Raw genomic sequence first — 14,189 nt, forward strand, 5'->3', positions numbered from 1 at the left:
GGTCCGCTACGAAGCGACCGTGCTGGTCGCAGCCATCAACGAGTGGCTGTGACCAGCACTTTCACAACAGGCCCTAGGCGGTGCCGAGGACATCGCTTCCAGGTGGACGCGCAGCGTGGCCATGGGCTGAGACCGGCTCGCTCACCGCTTCACGCGCCCCCGAATCGCAAGCGCCGCGAGACCGAGCAGAACCGGCTCCGAGAAACGTGACGCCATCTCGATGTAGCCGCCGGCTGTCGTCAGATCCTGGCCACTGGATCGGAACACCACGGAGTTGAGCGTGACGTTCAGCGCCTTCTCGAAGCGCTCGCCGGTGAACCTGTTCCCGGTGGGGTTCTTCGGGTCTTCCTTGTCGATCTCGAAGGTGACCTTGCCCCCGCCCGGCGGGACGACGCCTGTCGCCTCCTGCTTCGGCGAGGACTGCGGGAGCCCGAAGCTCATCATCAGCACGATGGTGATCAGCATCGACGCGGCGAGCCAGCCGAGGGCTCGCGAGGCACGCAGGCCGTAGCCGGACAGCAGCCAGTAGGCCCAAAGCAGGACGCGTTCGCCGATCGGGGTGCCGGTGCGGTCGTGGCGGCGCATCTCCATCTCGCCGTAGTAGAAATCCGCTGCCCCGGGCTCGTTCTTGCCGTCCTCGAACGCCTTGCGCAGTTGCCGGTAGAGCGCGGCCACGTCTTCTGGGTCAGGAGTGAGGTCGGGGTCGGGGTGGTGGGGTCCGGTACGCCAGTCCCGGGGCGAGAGGATCTGGCTCGAGGGCGGAGCTGACTGGTCGGCGGTCTGCGCGCGCCAGTGGTGTTCCTCGGCCAGGGTGCGTCGGCGGGTCCACCGAGCCAGTCGCATTCCGCGCCGGTGCCAGCCAGTGGGCGTTTGCGCGAAGACGGTGCGGCCCTCTAGGCGGAGTTGGTCAAGGTGGAAAGCCCCGGAGAAAAGACAGACGGTCAGGTCGATGTCGGTTAGGACTAGGTGAGCGGCATCAACCCCCTGTACCGAGGTCAACCGCATCCGGTCACCGCAGCCTGACAGAAGGCTCTCGTCCACAGTGCCATTAGGGCCGCTCAAAGGGGCTGGATGTGCGGTGACCGCTACAGGCGCGGACAGCACCGCATGCCCGAGGTGTATTGCGGCGTAGCGCAGGCGCAACGTCGCCGTCGACTCCCACCCGGTCCGTTCGCAGCGGACCTCATGCGCCGCAATTTCCAGCGTCACTGCCCGCTCAAACACAGCCCCAGCCAGATCCACCACCCCCGCGCACGCGAGGGGCCCGAATGTCGAAGCCTGCGCGAACCGCACCGCTTCGAACACGGCATCGCCGGAGAACTGTGTTCCATCAAAACACGCGCTGTCAGAGAACTGTGCCTTGTAGAACGTGGCCTCACCCGAGAACTGCGCTTTACCGAAACAAGCGCTGTCGGAGAACCGCGTTCTGTCGAACCCGGCTCCGCGGGAGAACTGTGCCTCGTCGAAGTCGGTACGGTCGGAGAACTTTGCTTTCTCGAACGCGGCGTCGCCGGAGAATTGCGCTTCGCTGAAGCTGGCGTAACCGGAGAACTGTGCTCTCTCGAACGCGGCGACGCCGGAGAACTGCGCCTGGTCGAACACGGTGTTGTCGGAGAATTGTGCCCCGACGAACCAAGCGTCGCTGGAGAACTGCGCTTCGTTGAACCTGGCGCTGCCAGAGAACTGCGCCTCATCGAACCAGGAATTGCCAGAGAACTGCGCCCCCTCGAAAGAGGCATTGCCGACCTGCGGTTTTCCGGTGGAAGGGTCTCGAAGGGCGTGGAGGAGAGAGGACAGGAGTAGCTCTGTGAAGGGGGTGCGGCGGTGGTCGATGTCGTCGCCGGGGGTCAGTCCGGCCAGGTAGGCGTCGCGGTCGGCGTCGGCCAGGTGGGCAAGGCATGCGGTGTGGCCGGGGACGTGGATGCCGCGGCAACCTACCGGGACGGTCGCGGGGTCGGAGCCATGACCGCAGTGGGGCCACTCGGGTGGGGCGGGGTTCGTTGAGGGTTCAGCCACAACGAGATCGACGCCACAACGACCCCGAAAGTTCCCGGAGTTCACACGTACATGAGATGGCGTCGTGAAGCCGATCGCGCACGGCGACCGGTGGATGCTCCGTCATGGGCTCATCCCCGCGTGGGTCGTGGTGGCCCGTCACCGGTAGCGGCGTGCGGCGGCCTCGGCGCGCCGCTGCCTGGCCTTGGCGTCGTTGCGGGCGCGGCGGGCGCCGGCCTTCTCCGGGCTGCGGGCGGCACGCAGGGCGGCCTCAGCGCGGGCCAGCTCGTTGTCGGCGGCCTCCAGTTGGGAGAGGGCGGCCCGTGCATTGCGCTCGTAGCGCTCCTCGGCCCGATCGTGGATGCGGTCGGCCCGGCGCACGAGGCGCCCGTCGACAGCCGTCTCGCTGCCGCTGGCGACGACCTGGCGGGCCATCTTGGCTTCGAGGCGGGCGAGGCGGAAGGTCTCGCCCCAGGTGTACCTACCGGGCATGGGTTCTCCTTCGGTGGGTTCGGCTCCGCCGAGGACGGCGGAGCCCGTTTCTGCGGGGTTTTCGGGGTCATGCGCGAGGGTCCGAAACCTGAAACTGTGCAGGTGGGGGCCGATATCGGGGGCGAAACCGGTTTCGGGTCGGGGTGAAACCACAGCCTTGATCCGAAATCGGCCCGGTGGCGTCTAACCGCCGTCCTCGGCGGGCGGGATGTCCTCCCATCGCAGGCCCTTCGCGCCGCCGCAGCACTCCCGGATCGTGAGCTGCTTCGTGGACACCCTGAACGGTTTCAGCGCCGTGCTCAGCGCCGTCGACGCAGCAGCGGCGTCCATCTCCAGCCACGGCCGGTACAGGTCCGGCCGGAAGCGAGCCAGGGCCTCGACAAGACGGTGCGAGTGCACGGACTCAACTCCGTCCGGCCACACCGACCGCAGATGGTCCACGACTGTCTCGACGTCCAGCTCCTCGACCTGGGCGCCGACGGACTGCCCGGACAGGGTGCCTGCCGCCGTGCGCAGCGCCAGGGCCCGCTTGGCGATGTCCTCGGCCTCGGTCTGCTTGATGAACGCAGCGCGTACCGTGATGCCTTCACGGCCGCGGGCGAGGATGCCGGTGCCCTGCTCGTCGACGCTGATGTCGGTGGCGCGCAAGCCGCGGTCGTAGGCGCCGGTGCCGAGCACGTTGTTGTTGGCCCGCCAGTCCATGACGGCCAGGCACAGCCGGGTGCCGACGCTGGACGAGACGGAGGTGGGCAGGGACGGGGCGTCCGGGTTCTGGGTGAGCAGGATGAGGATGATGCCGTACGCCCGCGCCTTCTTGACCAGGCGGGTGGCGAGCGCGGTGGCCTCGTCCTTGTAGTCGTCGTGCGTGAACAGCTCCTGGACTTCGTCGATGACGATGACGCGCAAGCCGAGCTGCTGCTCGGGGTACTTCTCGGCGAGCGCCCGGGTGACCTTGCGGCCCTCGGGAACCTCGCTCGCGGGCAGGGAGCGCACGAAGGCGGCGCGCCGCTGGTACTCGGCGATCCCCGAGCGCATCCCTCCCAGCGCGGCCTCCAGGTCCTCGTCCTCGTCACCGGACACGTACCGGTGGCAGACCGGGCGGACAGAGTCGAGGTCGCCGGAACCCTTCAGCTCGAAGATCCACAGTTCGGCGGTGGGATCAAGGGCGACCCCGAGGACGATGGCGAGCGCGCAGGAGGTCTTGCCGGATCCGGGGATGCCTCCGACCAGCAGGTTGGAGTACATGAGGGTGATCTCGACGAGGTTGCCGCGCGGGTCGAACCCGAACGGCAGCGGCTCGTACACGTCCGCCTGGCCGCTCTTCATCAGCGGCCACAGCTTCCGCCCGGCCTTGGCGGGGTCACGCTGAGCCACCCACAGCACCAGGCGCCCGGGGTGCGCGGCCCGGTCGGCCTCCGGCCACACGGTGCTGATGGGCCGTCGCATGGCGGCGGCGAGCGCGGCGCGCTTCTCCAGCACCGCGGTGGCCTCCACACCCGGCGGCAGGTCGACCTCGGCGCGCCAGCCGGGGCCGTCGCGCATCACCTCGGAGGCGAACTCCACCCCCCGCTTGCCCTTCCGGCCCTCGATACCGATCGCCGCGAGCGCCTCGAACACCTCGGTCGAGTCCAGGCGGCGCAGCACGTTCGTGGCCACGTAGCGGGTGATGAGCGGCTTCCCGTCGCGCTTCTCCCCGTTCAGCCCGCACAGCGCGGCAGCGGCGACGGCGGCCGTGAGGATCCACCCCGGCGCGAGGAACGCGGCCACGAGAGCGGTGATGCCGGTGGCCGTAGCGACGACGAGGGAGGCGATACGGCGCGGCCGGACGCGGCGGGAGTGCTCGCGGGAGAGGGCGAGCCACGCCTCGATGTCCGCTGATGCGGCGGCCTTGGCCTCGACGGGCCTCGCCTCGGTGTCGGCAACCCACTTGCCCCAGCGGACGAGGAGGCGGCCGGCGCCGCGCGGGGCACGCAGCAGCAGCCGGGCGAGGTACACGGGCGCGCGCACCGTGTGGAAGGCGGTGACGTGTACGTAGTACGACACCGTCCAGCGGGCGGCGTCGACGAACTCGGCGGCGTTGCGCAGGAACGTGGGGATGACCGGCGGGGCCTCCGCGAGGTACGCCTGCTTCTCCGCCAGCCACGTCCCCTCGGGGACCGTCTCCTTGGGGTTGTCGACGGGCCGGGGTTCGGCGTCCTGGACGACGTCGATGATGGTCTTGGTCAGGGCGGCGGCGTCCTCAACGGGCGCGTGCTTGCGGAGCCGGACGACGTTGTCGGTCATGGGCGGGCTTCCTGCTGGTCAGCGGTCCTGCTGGTAGTCGCGCCACATGCTGCGCAGCACGAGGACGCAGATGGTCAGGGCGACGGCGACGAGGCCGAGGACGGCGGCAAGGATCGCGAACCCGAACACCACCAGCGCGACCACCACGGCGACCGCGAAGGCGACCAGGCCAAGGCAGCCGAAGCCGATGTAGGCGCCCCAGGGGCGGGCGGTGATCGGCGGCTGGGGCTGCGGCTGTGGCTGCACGGCCTGAGCGATGGCCTGCGCCTGAAGGACGGCCTTGACGAGCTCCAGGTGCCGGGCGTCGGCGGCTGCGTCGACCGCATCGCGGGCGGCCTTGGCGAGATCGTCGCTCACCGCGCCCACCTCCGGGCCCGGCGCACACGCACACCGGCCACCAGGCCGAGGCCGAACACCACGAGAACGGGCTGGGAGGCGATCGCGGCGGCGACGCCGATGACGACTGCGAGCAGCGACGGGTAGAGCAGCAGAACGCCGAGGACGGCGCCGAAGAGGATCCACTTCATGACCGCTCACCCCCGACGATCTCTCGCCGAAGTTCAGTCGCCTCGCGGCGAGACAGGCCGAGTTCCTCCTGCAAGGTCTTGATGGTCACCGGCCGCGAAGTCGACCTGACCGACTCCCGGTTCAGCTTTCGGGCTCGCCGACGCAGCTCAGACAGAGTCACCGTCACAGTGGCAGTGACCATCTGGCGGAGCTCTGCGGATGCCAGCGCTGCGGTCGTTTTGCCGTCCCCGTCGACGGCATCGATGTCCTCCCAGCGGAACGGTGCTGCCGCGAGTTCGGCGACCGGCGGCACGACCGTTTGGGCGACGGCGCGCGTGGCGTCCGAATCCGCGTCGTCGGCTCGCTCCACGGTCACCTGCCCGTCAGGTTCCGAAGGTTCCGATTCCTCGTACGGGGGCCAGGGCGGGGGCCAGGGCACCGGTGGCAGGTCACGGCGAGCGGTGCGCAGCCACCCGTTAAGGTCGCCTTCGAGATAGAACCACTCGGTGAAGCCCACGCGCTGCGGGGCGAACCGGTCGTGGAACGCACGCTCGATGTTCCGGTCGCCCTCGACAACGAGGATCAGATCCGGGCGCCGAAGGGACAGCGTCTCGATGCGATGCCGCAAGTTGGTCGATGTGCCGATCTTGACCCGGTCCCCGTTGCGGAGGAAGTAGACGACCGGCCCGTGCCGACCGTCCGGCACCTTCGAGAACTCGATGCGCCTGAGATCGGCGATCGCCTGTTCCCAAGCCTGCCGTAGACGTCGTCGCGCCCTGCCCAGCCGCTCTCGCTCCATCCGCGCGGCTCGGATCTCTGCCGCCGCCTCCGCTCCGTCGCACGTCGCTGCATCAGCGCGCTCCAGGGTGATGCTCGCAGGGCTCTGGGCGAGCACGAGAGCGACCTGTGCAGCATCCACCGTGACCCCGTACATGGCGGCCAGGACCGCGAGTTCGGCCGGGGGCATATCAGGGTGCGCATCACGCAGGGCCCGGATGGCGGCGACGTCGGCCGCAGAGAGCACGCGGCGCGCGGCCTCGATGTGGTCCACGGCGCGCGCTTTGACCGTGCTCCCGGCCAGCCTCGGTGCGAGCGTCCACGCCCAGCCGCCCAACGTGGGCAGGCGGAACGGCTTCTCGCCGAGCTCGGCGCGCATCGCGGCGCGCGGCCCGGCCCACGACATCTCCGCGACGGCCAGCAGGGCGACCGTGGGCATGGCGAAGAACACGGCGGCCGGGATGCCGCCGCCGATCAGGTCGGCGTGCGTGATGTTGAGGTACACGGACACGGCGGCCATGACCAGTGCGGCCAGCCGGGGACCGGCGGCGGAGCGGCCGGCGCCGGACGCCTGCGAGGCGAGGTACAGGCACGCGTAGGCGGCACCGTCGAACACGGCCACGGCCGCACCAGCGATGCCCTTGGGCGCCTCGTAGTAGCGGGCCACGGCGTACAGGGACCAGCCCGTGGTGGCGACGGCGGCGGCGGAGACGATGAAGAGCGCGAAGCGCCAGGCGTGTGCCGGGGTAGGGGGGTGCGCAGGGGCTCCCCTACGATCAGTGGTCATTGGTCTCGCCCTCTCGGCTCGGAAGGTTGGAGGGTGGGAGGCCCCGGCCGTTCGCGTGGCAGCTCCGGCCGGGGCCGTTGTGCGTCGGCAGCGCGGGCTACCTTCCGTCACTGTAGGGGGTCCCCCTACAGTGAGGGAAGGGCCCGCCCGGGGAAGGGAACGGGTGTGACGGGGCGTGTACCTGAGGAGGCGCAACGGGTGTTGGATGCGATGGCCGCGCTCGAAGAGATCGCCGACCCTGTGGAGAAGGCGCGAGCCCTGACACAGGTACTCAAGAGCCTCCCAGACCAGAACAAGCGGCTGAGCCTGCTACGCGGGGAAGTCGTCGTGCAGCTGCTCGCCCGGCCGGACGCGTCCCTGGCGTCCGTGGGCGCCGAGCTGGGTATCGACCGGCAGACCGTCCGGCAGATCCGGGACGCCTACCTGAAGAAGCAGGGCGAGGCCGGCTGACCCCCGTAAGCGCCACCCCGCCGCGGCGAGAGGGCACCGTTCGATCAGGCCCCCTGACCGTTTGAGGCGGAACCTGTCTGCTGCTTGGGCACTTTCCGCCTCTTCGGCTTTCCACCGTTGAGCGCCTGCTTCGAAGCCGAGCCGTTGGCGCCCGCGCGCGAACTGGTCGCCAGCACCTCGTTGATGATCTGCCGTCGTACCTCGATCGCGGCTTCGCCGTCGAGACGTTCCGCGAGACGCTCGGCCGTCAGATAGTGGCTGTTCAGGACCGGTTGATCGAAGTAGCGGTTCAATTGGCCGATCGATTCCTTGTACATGGTGAGGTACGTCTTCGTGAGGTACGCCGTCAGGACCGTGCTGAAGGCTGCCAGGGCGCCGATGAACCACCGGACTTCCTCCAACGGAACGTACGCACCGGCAACAGCAGCGCACACGAGCAGGAACAGCCCGACGCCCATCGCCGTCCGGGACGACTTGAATGCCTTGTCGGCCTGCTCGGTGACGATGCGGTGGTATTCGCCGATCTGAGCTTGATTCAGCCCCATCAGCGTGGCCAGTTCGGTTTCCTTCTGGAGCTTCTCAAGTACTTCTCGTTCGTACTCCTCTTGAGCTTTCAGGGCCTGATCAAATTGCTTGTTCTGGTTTTCCATGTACTGGCGTCGAGTGAGCAGCCATGAAATGGCAAAAGGAAGTAGAATTACGCAGGCCCCTAGAATTATCCATGAAATCACCCCTTGCAAGGCAATGTTCACTCGTTGCAGTTGGCCGTTTTCCACGAAGACGACTGCGGCAGCGAGGCCAAGCGCAAGGAGGGGAATTGCGACATCGAACTGACGCCTACGTTTGTCACGGTGCGCTTTTATATGTCTGGCTTCAAGCTGTCGCCGAGCCCGCTCGCGGGCCGCCGCCTTGCGGACTGCCTCGCGGGCTCCTGTGGCGGCTTGCGGAGTGCGTTCCGCCTGTGGCTTTTCATCGTCATTGCCGTTCGTGGCGGTCGTCGTGCTCATCACTCGCCCCCTTGATCAGGCTCGGCAGCCTACCCCCTGGTTCCCCGTCACATCATCCAAGCGGAGGCATACGTGGCGGCCTTGAGACCATGTCACCGCTCGTGGATGTGCGGTCCCGCCCTCCGGTGAACCATGTGCGGTAGTCGCGCTCCAGGCAGGCGACGGCCGTCATGCGGTGGCCCATCAGGGCCTCCAGCGTGCGGCGTCGCAGTCGAACGACACCTCTGCGGGTACCGGGCCCTGGAAGTGGTCGTCGCCGGGCTCGTCGCCCTGGGCGTGGGTGTCGATCCATTCGTCGGCGGCCTGCTCGGCACCGAGGGCGCGCAGCAGGGCGGCGAGCGCCTCGACTTCGTCGCAGTTGAGGATGGGGCCGACATCATCGGTGAGCCTGCCGCACCAGGTGTCGGCGAACTGCTCCGCGACGTCGGCCGGAATGGTGACCGTCTGGGTATCGGTCTGCTCGATGGTGGCCACGGCGGTCAGTCCTCGAAGCCGGGCAGGCCTCGGGTGTCGAGGCCCATGGGTGAGGTGGCGGCGTGCAGGTGGCCAACGGCCGCGCTGAGCAGCCCGGCAGCGGCCTTGGCGTTGGCCAGGGCGGTACGCATGTGCTTCACGGCCTCGTCGGGGTCGCCGCCGCCGTCGATGGCCACGCGCCCGCACTCGTGCGTGTGCATGACGGGGTGGACGGACTGTTCGAGGGCCTGCGGCAGCATGCGCACCAGGTAGGCGAGGGAGCCGATCGCGTCGTACGCGTGCGGCGGGTACTGCCAGCCGTCGCCGGTGCTGATCGTCTCGTGGTTGAACTGGCGGATGAGGTCGCCGGCTTGCGAGGCGATCCGGCCGGGTGTCGTCATGGGGTACTCCAGAGGGGTGGTTGGGGCCCCGGCGGTCAGCGGCGGCGGGAGCGGCGCCAGCCGAAGGGGCCGGGCAGGTCGGCGGAGTCGGTGGTGCGGCCGGTGGTCGCCCATGTGCGGCGTACGCGCTTCGTGCCGACGGACACGGAGGCGGAGCGGCGGCCGAGGTTGAGGCGGACGCCGGGTGCGATGCGGAAGCTCTTGCGGAACGTGAACGGCATGGCGAGTCCTTCGGTGGCTGGGTCTGGCGGCGCGGAAGCGAGTCGGGTGGGTCGCGTGTCCGGCCGCCGGACGGTGGTGCGGCTGAGGGCTTGCCGTTTCAGGCCTGCGCTTCGAGGTTCCGGGCCCCATTGCTACGGCCGCGCGCGGTGGCTGTGCCGGGCCCTCAGCCGGTCGTTGGGGGTGGGTCAGCGTCCGGCGATCTCGCGGAGGCGGGCGAGGGCGGTGGGCGCGTCGTGGTACCAGAAGGTCTCGCCGGGCTTCAGGCCGAGGGCCTCCTCGGCGACCTGGCCGATCAAGCGGCGCTTGTCGCCCTTCTGCGCGAAGAGGTCACCGAGGGTCGAGGATTCGGTGCCGTCGCCTTCCCGGACCGTGATGTCCACGTAGTGCTCGTGCTGGAGGTGGACGATCGTCCAGCCGGTGACGTGGGCGGCCCATCCGGCGGCGCACAGAGTAGTACCGCACGCCGGGGTCTCGTCGGGGGCGAGGCTGGTGACGCCGGGCAGCCACGCCCAGTTGAGCATGTTGAAGGCGTCGGGCCGGGCTTCGATGGCGTCGAGGGCGGCGGCGGCCACGGCGGCGGGGGTCTCGGGGTAAGGGGTGACCTTGGTCATCGCTACTCCAGGCGTGAGACGGCAGGAGTAGTGCTGGTGGGACTCGAACCCACGACCTCAACGGCTTATAAGACCGGCGCTCTACCAACTGAGCTACAGCACCTTGATCTTCAGTTGCGGGGGCCGCACGCCCGGGCTGGGCGGGGCGGGCGTGCGGCCCTGTGGTGACCGGGCCGGGGGGATGCAGCCCGGCCGCCGGTCCGGGTCAGCGGGTGCGCAGCTGGAGCAGCCGCTTGTGGGCCTTGGTCTTCAGTTCGTCGTCGGTGCCTTCCAGCAGGGCGGTGGCGCGGGCCAGTTCCTCGCTCATGGACTTGCCGGGGCGGCGCGGGGCGACGTGGTCGAGGTAGTCGGTGATCGCACGCTCGCCCGCGTACGCGGTCCATCCGGCGCGCCCGGTCTCGGCGCGGAACATGGCGTCCAGCCGCTCGGCCCGCCGGGCGTGGCTGTTCTTGGTGCGGTCGGTGGCGTCGTCGTCGATGGGCCACAGGTCGGCGATCACCTTGTGGAAGTCGTCGATGGCGAGGTCGGTGCGGGCGAGCGCGGTCTCTTCGGCCTCGAACACCCCGGCGTACTTGAGCGTCAGGCCGAGGGTACGGCGGGCCTCCTCGAAGTTCTCCAGGCCGCCGGAGGTGTGCCGGATGGCCCAGCGGGAGCGGGCGTCGGCGAGCGCGAACCGTTCGGTGTTGGCGCACACGACGCGCCAGGGGGTGACGACTACTTCGGCCTGCGAGGTGGCGTCGTGCGAGTTGATCGCGACGATGAACAGGCGGATCTCGTCATCGAGGCCGCCTCGATCGACGATGACCGAGTCGGGGATCTCCATGGTGACGAACACCCGTCGGCCGCCGCGCAGCGCTCCGGCGGACTCCCACAGCACGCCGTTCTGGCCCGCGAGGTCCTGAAGGAAGGTGAAGATCTCCCGCTGCTGGAAGATCTGGTACCGCTGGCCGACGGTGCCGAGGGCGGCCCCGGTGTCGGAGCGGACGGTGACCCAGCGGTCCTCCATCACCCGGTCGCTGCCGTCGTACGAGTACTTCACCGGGACCTTGTCCACCTGGAAGTCGATCTGACCGAGACTCAGGACGGTGTCGATCTCCGTGGTGCCGCCGGGGATGACGGTGCCGAGGCCGTGCCACGCGGGGGTGGAGGTGTAGAGGGCGGCGGTGCCGCGCGAGGTGTCGAGCCCGTCACGGCCGACGACTTCACCCCGGTCGTAGCCGACGGTCGCCGCGTACGTGCCGTCGGCGCGGCGGCGGGCGCCCGTCGACTGCATGAGCGCGGTGCGCTGGTCGTGGAACTGCTGGTTGACGTCGATGGTGGTGCTCACTGCTGCCTCCCTCACGGGCTGTTCGGAGTGGACCCGACCGGATTCGGACCGGCGACGCGTCGGGTATAAGCCGACCGCTCTGACCGCTGAGCTACGGGCCCTTGGGGTGGGCCGCCGCCCCGGTGACGGGGGGATTGGGCGGGGCGGCGGCCCTGGGAGCGGCCGGGGTGGGTGGGGGGACAGGCCCCCGGCCGCCGGTCTGTCAGCCGCAGGCGGCCGAGCGGGTCAGGGACTGGCGGCGCACGTGGTGCGGGCCGGGCAGCTCACCCCACGGGTCGGCCAGCGCGAACCGGGACTCGGGAAGCCCCATGCGGTCGAACGCCCCGCACACCTGGCACGGGCACGGGATCGCCACCCACACCACGCCGTGCAGGAGGCGGATGGACCCGTGGTAGACGACCAGGTCACCGGGCTCGATCAGTTCGAGCGAGCGGATCAGCGTGTCGGACATGACTCCCCCCTTGGGTGGTTACGGGTGGCTGCGGACGGGGCTGTCGGACGGGGTCCACCGCATCGAGTCGCCGCTGCCGTCCCAGACCGGCGCGGTGCGGCGGGGGCGGGCGACCGGAGCGGGGCGGCGTTCGGCGTAGCAGCCGTAGCGGTCCCACGCCTCGGTGAGCACGTGCGTCTCGGACGGCCGGTAGGCCATGACCCGGCGGAAGCGGCCGTTGATGAACCGGAACGCCCGGCCCGGCTCGCGGCCGTAGGTCTGGCGGTAGATCTGTGCGGCCACGCGGCCCAGCCACGATCCGTAGCGCCAGTCAGCCGGAAGACCGCGCTGCACCAGGTACTCGGCGACTGTGGTCCTGCGGGTGAACTGGCCCTTCATGACGCCCCCTTGGTCTGTCCCCTGAACACTTCCAGAATGACAGATCACATCAGATCTGTCTAGATCTGATGCAGGGGAATTCCAGTACCTCAAGCCCCTTCCGACACCCGGTTCTCCGTCAGCAGGTACAGCCGATCGCCCTCGTACCGGGCGGGCCGCCCTGTCTCCTCGTCCTCACAAGCAGGGTTGGTGCACCAGGCACGCGGCCTGTCATCGTCAGGGCGCGTCTTGATCGACCGCTGGCCGCACACCAGGCACAGCACGTGCCGCATCTCCCGCGCCGGGGCCTGAAGCCCCAGCACCGTGCGGGCCGTTGAGTGCCAGATGCCAACGGCCGACGTCACCTCGCCCACCCGACCCGCGTTCTCCGCTCCCGCAGGCAGGGCACGCAGCGCACGGTCCCACCGCTGCATGCGCGCCGACCCGCCGCGCAGGTCCGCATCAAGGGCGCGCGCCTCCCGTTTGATCGTGTCGCTCCACTCCAGGGCCGCGGTCGAGGCCGGCGGCCGGGAGCCGGGCAAGGCGTGACCGCCCGACTCGCGCGGCTGCTCAGTACGCAGGGCCAGGTCGTCGAGCCGCTTGATAAGGCCGGGGCCGCCGTCGCCGGGGTGCTGCCCGTCGCCGGTCCAGCGGTCGAGCAGGTCCCGCACCAGATCGTCAAGCGTCGCCATCGGCCACCTGCACGTCGAACCGCTGGAACAGCCAGTCGCCATCCCGCGCCACGGCCCGGTAGCGGCCGGGTGGCTGCGGCGGGCCGGGCAAGGAGGCGCAGTACAGGTGCAGGTCGCAGCGCATCAGCGCGTCGTCGAGGCGCTCGCGCAGCGGGTGGCGGATGGTGAAGCCCTCGTCGTCGAACTGCACGATGTGATCGGTCTCGCGGTCGGCGAGGATCCTGTGCGCGGCGTCGGGCTGCGGGCACTCCAGCCGCGAGCATGTGAGGTAGCCGCCGTCGCCGACGAAGAGCGTCGACCAGCCGCAGGCGGGGCAATGGCCTTGGATGTCAGCCACGGCGCGGCTCCGCTTCCTCCCGCGTCGGGTTCTTCGGCCGCTCGGTCTCGAAGTTGACGATCACCTCGTCGTCGGACGCGGTGATGTAGACGTCGCCGGTACGGGTGCCGCGCGCAGCCGCAGCAGCGCGCCGGTTCTCGGCAACCGCCACGGCCTTCTCCACCTCGGTGTAGTGCGCGGGGCTCTTCAGCACCCACTCCACCCGGTCGATCGTGATGACTCGGTGCTCAGCGTCCATCGGTGGGGCCCTCCAGGAGGATCGTGGGCAGCTTCTCCTTGCAGTCCGCGCACCGGCGGCTGGCGACTGGAGTCCCGTCGCCGAGGGTGAACGGGGTCTCCTCCCACGAGGCGTGGGCGCACTCCGGATCGGGGTCATCACTGACCTCGAAGCCGTGCCAGTTCACGGCAGTCAAATTGGCTGCGACCTCAGCGACGACGACCTCGGCGACGCGCGTGCCGACTACAGCGGGGGCGCTGTCCGTCGCGAAGGTGAGCGTGACGTTGACGTGCTTCTCAGGCATCTGCGGCCTCCTCGCCGTCGGCCCACTCGATGCGGGTGCCGCTCGGCACGCTGGCTATCAACTCGCTGAGATCCACAGCGGTGTAGAAGCCCATGCGATCGTCGACAGCGACACGGCCGGACGGGAACTCGGCGCCATGGAGGACACGGCCGTCGGGCTGGTGCAGGCGGAACAGCCGGGCGAATTCGGGCATGATCAGGGCTCCTTCGACTCAGGGCCGGAGTAGTTGACTGCGAAGCCGGGCAGCCCCATGCCAAAGTCCGGGTCCGCGGAGGCCGGCCGGAGCGGGGCGCGCAGCTCGGTCTCGTCGACGCTGCACATCGGCTGCCGGGGCGACGACCCTGCCGGTACGCCGGTCCAGCGGAACGGTTCGTCGCAGTCGTGGCAGTTGACCTTGATGTCGGCGTGGTAGCCGACCACCGTCGGGTCGTTATCGCTCGTGGTGACGCGGTTGACCTCGATGTAGGCGTCGAAGTTCTCGTGCGGGCACGGCCGGTCGGGGTGGGCGGCGTTGCTCAT

General features: G+C 69.6%; 21 protein-coding genes and 2 tRNA genes. 1 reads left to right on the forward strand and 22 read right to left on the reverse strand.

Annotated elements, in window-relative coordinates; genetic code table 11:
• Positions 1-141: 141 nt before the first annotated feature.
• From ACP4J3_RS25650 to ACP4J3_RS25675, 6 genes are all read right to left on the reverse strand, one after another.
• Complete coding sequence (locus tag ACP4J3_RS25650) at positions 142-2,061, reverse strand: pentapeptide repeat-containing protein (protein ID WP_426538311.1); 1,920 nt, start codon at positions 2,059-2,061, stop codon at positions 142-144.
• Between the two features lie 93 nt (positions 2,062-2,154).
• The gene (locus ACP4J3_RS25655; RefSeq protein WP_426538313.1) at positions 2,155-2,487 is read right to left on the reverse strand and encodes a DUF6257 family protein; all 333 of its coding nucleotides are present in this window, start codon (positions 2,485-2,487) and stop codon (positions 2,155-2,157) included.
• Positions 2,488-2,670: 183 nt separating this feature from the next.
• Positions 2,671-4,770, reverse strand: a complete 2,100-nt coding sequence (locus ACP4J3_RS25660) for an FtsK/SpoIIIE domain-containing protein (RefSeq protein ID WP_426538315.1) — start codon at positions 4,768-4,770, stop codon at positions 2,671-2,673.
• A gap of 18 nt (positions 4,771-4,788) precedes the next feature.
• Positions 4,789-5,127 carry a hypothetical protein gene (locus tag ACP4J3_RS25665; protein ID WP_426538317.1) on the reverse strand — a complete coding sequence of 113 codons (339 nt, stop codon included), beginning with the start codon at positions 5,125-5,127 and terminating at the stop codon, positions 4,789-4,791.
• Positions 5,124-5,297 (reverse strand): hypothetical protein, encoded by a 174-nt coding sequence (locus tag ACP4J3_RS25670; RefSeq protein ID WP_426538319.1) that lies wholly within the window; start codon positions 5,295-5,297, stop codon positions 5,124-5,126. Before ACP4J3_RS25670 ends, ACP4J3_RS25665 begins: the two co-directional genes overlap by 4 nt.
• Positions 5,294-6,841: a GIY-YIG nuclease family protein gene (locus tag ACP4J3_RS25675; RefSeq protein ID WP_426538321.1), complete on the reverse strand. Its 1,548-nt coding sequence runs from the start codon at positions 6,839-6,841 to the stop codon at positions 5,294-5,296. The genes ACP4J3_RS25670 and ACP4J3_RS25675 overlap by 4 nt, the downstream gene beginning before the upstream one ends.
• Positions 6,842-7,051: 210 nt before the next feature.
• Between ACP4J3_RS25675 and ACP4J3_RS25680 the strand changes: the two genes are divergently transcribed.
• The gene (locus tag ACP4J3_RS25680; RefSeq protein WP_426538323.1) at positions 7,052-7,291 is read left to right on the forward strand and encodes a helix-turn-helix domain-containing protein; all 240 of its coding nucleotides are present in this window, start codon (positions 7,052-7,054) and stop codon (positions 7,289-7,291) included.
• Between the two features lie 44 nt (positions 7,292-7,335).
• Here the strand turns inward: ACP4J3_RS25680 and ACP4J3_RS25685 are convergent, their stop codons facing one another.
• The 16 genes from ACP4J3_RS25685 to ACP4J3_RS25760 form a co-directional block, all read right to left on the reverse strand.
• Positions 7,336-8,298 carry a hypothetical protein gene (locus ACP4J3_RS25685; RefSeq protein WP_426538325.1) on the reverse strand — a complete coding sequence of 321 codons (963 nt, stop codon included), beginning with the start codon at positions 8,296-8,298 and terminating at the stop codon, positions 7,336-7,338.
• Positions 8,299-8,481: 183 nt separating this feature from the next.
• Positions 8,482-8,772 (reverse strand): hypothetical protein, encoded by a 291-nt coding sequence (locus ACP4J3_RS25690; protein ID WP_426538327.1) that lies wholly within the window; start codon positions 8,770-8,772, stop codon positions 8,482-8,484.
• 5 nt (positions 8,773-8,777) lie between these two features.
• Positions 8,778-9,152 (reverse strand): hypothetical protein, encoded by a 375-nt coding sequence (locus tag ACP4J3_RS25695; RefSeq protein ID WP_426538329.1) that lies wholly within the window; start codon positions 9,150-9,152, stop codon positions 8,778-8,780.
• A 35-nt stretch (positions 9,153-9,187) separates the two neighbouring features.
• The gene (locus tag ACP4J3_RS25700; RefSeq protein ID WP_426538331.1) at positions 9,188-9,373 is read right to left on the reverse strand and encodes a DUF4236 domain-containing protein; all 186 of its coding nucleotides are present in this window, start codon (positions 9,371-9,373) and stop codon (positions 9,188-9,190) included.
• Between the two features lie 186 nt (positions 9,374-9,559).
• Positions 9,560-9,985, reverse strand: a complete 426-nt coding sequence (locus ACP4J3_RS25705; RefSeq protein WP_426538332.1) for a hypothetical protein — start codon at positions 9,983-9,985, stop codon at positions 9,560-9,562.
• Between the two features lie 28 nt (positions 9,986-10,013).
• Positions 10,014-10,088, reverse strand: a tRNA-Ile gene (locus ACP4J3_RS25710).
• Positions 10,089-10,190: 102 nt separating this feature from the next.
• On the reverse strand, positions 10,191-11,312 hold the full coding sequence (locus tag ACP4J3_RS25715; RefSeq protein WP_426538334.1) for a DUF932 domain-containing protein: 1,122 nt from the start codon (positions 11,310-11,312) through the stop codon (positions 10,191-10,193).
• Positions 11,313-11,340: 28 nt separating this feature from the next.
• Positions 11,341-11,413: transfer RNA gene (locus tag ACP4J3_RS25720), tRNA-Ile, on the reverse strand.
• 101 nt (positions 11,414-11,514) lie between these two features.
• On the reverse strand, positions 11,515-11,763 hold the full coding sequence (locus ACP4J3_RS25725; protein WP_426538336.1) for a hypothetical protein: 249 nt from the start codon (positions 11,761-11,763) through the stop codon (positions 11,515-11,517).
• A gap of 18 nt (positions 11,764-11,781) precedes the next feature.
• Positions 11,782-12,141, reverse strand: coding sequence for a hypothetical protein (locus ACP4J3_RS25730; protein ID WP_426538338.1), 360 nt, complete (start codon positions 12,139-12,141; stop codon positions 11,782-11,784).
• Between the two features lie 89 nt (positions 12,142-12,230).
• Entirely contained in the window at positions 12,231-12,812 is a 582-nt protein-coding gene (locus ACP4J3_RS25735) for a DUF7341 domain-containing protein (protein WP_426538340.1), read from the reverse strand.
• Positions 12,799-13,149, reverse strand: a complete 351-nt coding sequence (locus tag ACP4J3_RS25740; protein ID WP_426538342.1) for a DUF6085 family protein — start codon at positions 13,147-13,149, stop codon at positions 12,799-12,801. The genes ACP4J3_RS25735 and ACP4J3_RS25740 overlap by 14 nt, the downstream gene beginning before the upstream one ends.
• Complete coding sequence (locus ACP4J3_RS25745) at positions 13,142-13,387, reverse strand: hypothetical protein (RefSeq protein WP_426538343.1); 246 nt, start codon at positions 13,385-13,387, stop codon at positions 13,142-13,144. Before ACP4J3_RS25745 ends, ACP4J3_RS25740 begins: the two co-directional genes overlap by 8 nt.
• Positions 13,377-13,670 carry a hypothetical protein gene (locus tag ACP4J3_RS25750; protein ID WP_426538344.1) on the reverse strand — a complete coding sequence of 98 codons (294 nt, stop codon included), beginning with the start codon at positions 13,668-13,670 and terminating at the stop codon, positions 13,377-13,379. Before ACP4J3_RS25750 ends, ACP4J3_RS25745 begins: the two co-directional genes overlap by 11 nt.
• Positions 13,663-13,863, reverse strand: coding sequence for a hypothetical protein (locus ACP4J3_RS25755; protein ID WP_426538345.1), 201 nt, complete (start codon positions 13,861-13,863; stop codon positions 13,663-13,665). The genes ACP4J3_RS25750 and ACP4J3_RS25755 overlap by 8 nt, the downstream gene beginning before the upstream one ends.
• A gap of 2 nt (positions 13,864-13,865) precedes the next feature.
• Positions 13,866-14,189 carry a hypothetical protein gene (locus ACP4J3_RS25760; RefSeq protein WP_426538347.1) on the reverse strand — a complete coding sequence of 108 codons (324 nt, stop codon included), beginning with the start codon at positions 14,187-14,189 and terminating at the stop codon, positions 13,866-13,868.

Origin of the sequence: Streptomyces sp. UG1, assembly GCF_049974585.1 — a bacterium.
Classification (GTDB): Bacteria; Actinomycetota; Actinomycetes; order Streptomycetales; family Streptomycetaceae; genus Streptomyces.

Excerpts from the sequence above, each read along its gene's own strand:
- ACP4J3_RS25700 (WP_426538331.1), bottom strand. The coding sequence starts at position 9,373 with ATGCCGTTCACGTTCCGCAAGAGCTTCCGCATCGCACCCGGCGTCCGC.
- ACP4J3_RS25735 (WP_426538340.1), bottom strand. The coding sequence starts at position 12,812 with ATGGCGACGCTTGACGATCTGGTGCGGGACCTGCTCGACCGCTGGACC.
- ACP4J3_RS25675 (WP_426538321.1), bottom strand. The coding sequence starts at position 6,841 with ATGACCACTGATCGTAGGGGAGCCCCTGCGCACCCCCCTACCCCGGCA.
- ACP4J3_RS25755 (WP_426538345.1), bottom strand. The coding sequence starts at position 13,863 with ATGCCCGAATTCGCCCGGCTGTTCCGCCTGCACCAGCCCGACGGCCGT.
- ACP4J3_RS25695 (WP_426538329.1), bottom strand. The coding sequence starts at position 9,152 with ATGACGACACCCGGCCGGATCGCCTCGCAAGCCGGCGACCTCATCCGC.
- ACP4J3_RS25685 (WP_426538325.1), bottom strand. The coding sequence starts at position 8,298 with ATGAGCACGACGACCGCCACGAACGGCAATGACGATGAAAAGCCACAG.
- ACP4J3_RS25760 (WP_426538347.1), bottom strand. The coding sequence starts at position 14,189 with ATGAGCAACGCCGCCCACCCCGACCGGCCGTGCCCGCACGAGAACTTC.
- ACP4J3_RS25680 (WP_426538323.1), top strand. The coding sequence starts at position 7,052 with ATGGCCGCGCTCGAAGAGATCGCCGACCCTGTGGAGAAGGCGCGAGCC.
- ACP4J3_RS25660 (WP_426538315.1), bottom strand. The coding sequence starts at position 4,770 with ATGACCGACAACGTCGTCCGGCTCCGCAAGCACGCGCCCGTTGAGGAC.
- ACP4J3_RS25655 (WP_426538313.1), bottom strand. The coding sequence starts at position 2,487 with ATGCCCGGTAGGTACACCTGGGGCGAGACCTTCCGCCTCGCCCGCCTC.
- ACP4J3_RS25750 (WP_426538344.1), bottom strand. The coding sequence starts at position 13,670 with ATGCCTGAGAAGCACGTCAACGTCACGCTCACCTTCGCGACGGACAGC.
- ACP4J3_RS25705 (WP_426538332.1), bottom strand. The coding sequence starts at position 9,985 with ATGACCAAGGTCACCCCTTACCCCGAGACCCCCGCCGCCGTGGCCGCC.
- ACP4J3_RS25725 (WP_426538336.1), bottom strand. The coding sequence starts at position 11,763 with ATGTCCGACACGCTGATCCGCTCGCTCGAACTGATCGAGCCCGGTGAC.
- ACP4J3_RS25670 (WP_426538319.1), bottom strand. The coding sequence starts at position 5,297 with ATGAAGTGGATCCTCTTCGGCGCCGTCCTCGGCGTTCTGCTGCTCTAC.
- ACP4J3_RS25730 (WP_426538338.1), bottom strand. The coding sequence starts at position 12,141 with ATGAAGGGCCAGTTCACCCGCAGGACCACAGTCGCCGAGTACCTGGTG.
- ACP4J3_RS25745 (WP_426538343.1), bottom strand. The coding sequence starts at position 13,387 with ATGGACGCTGAGCACCGAGTCATCACGATCGACCGGGTGGAGTGGGTG.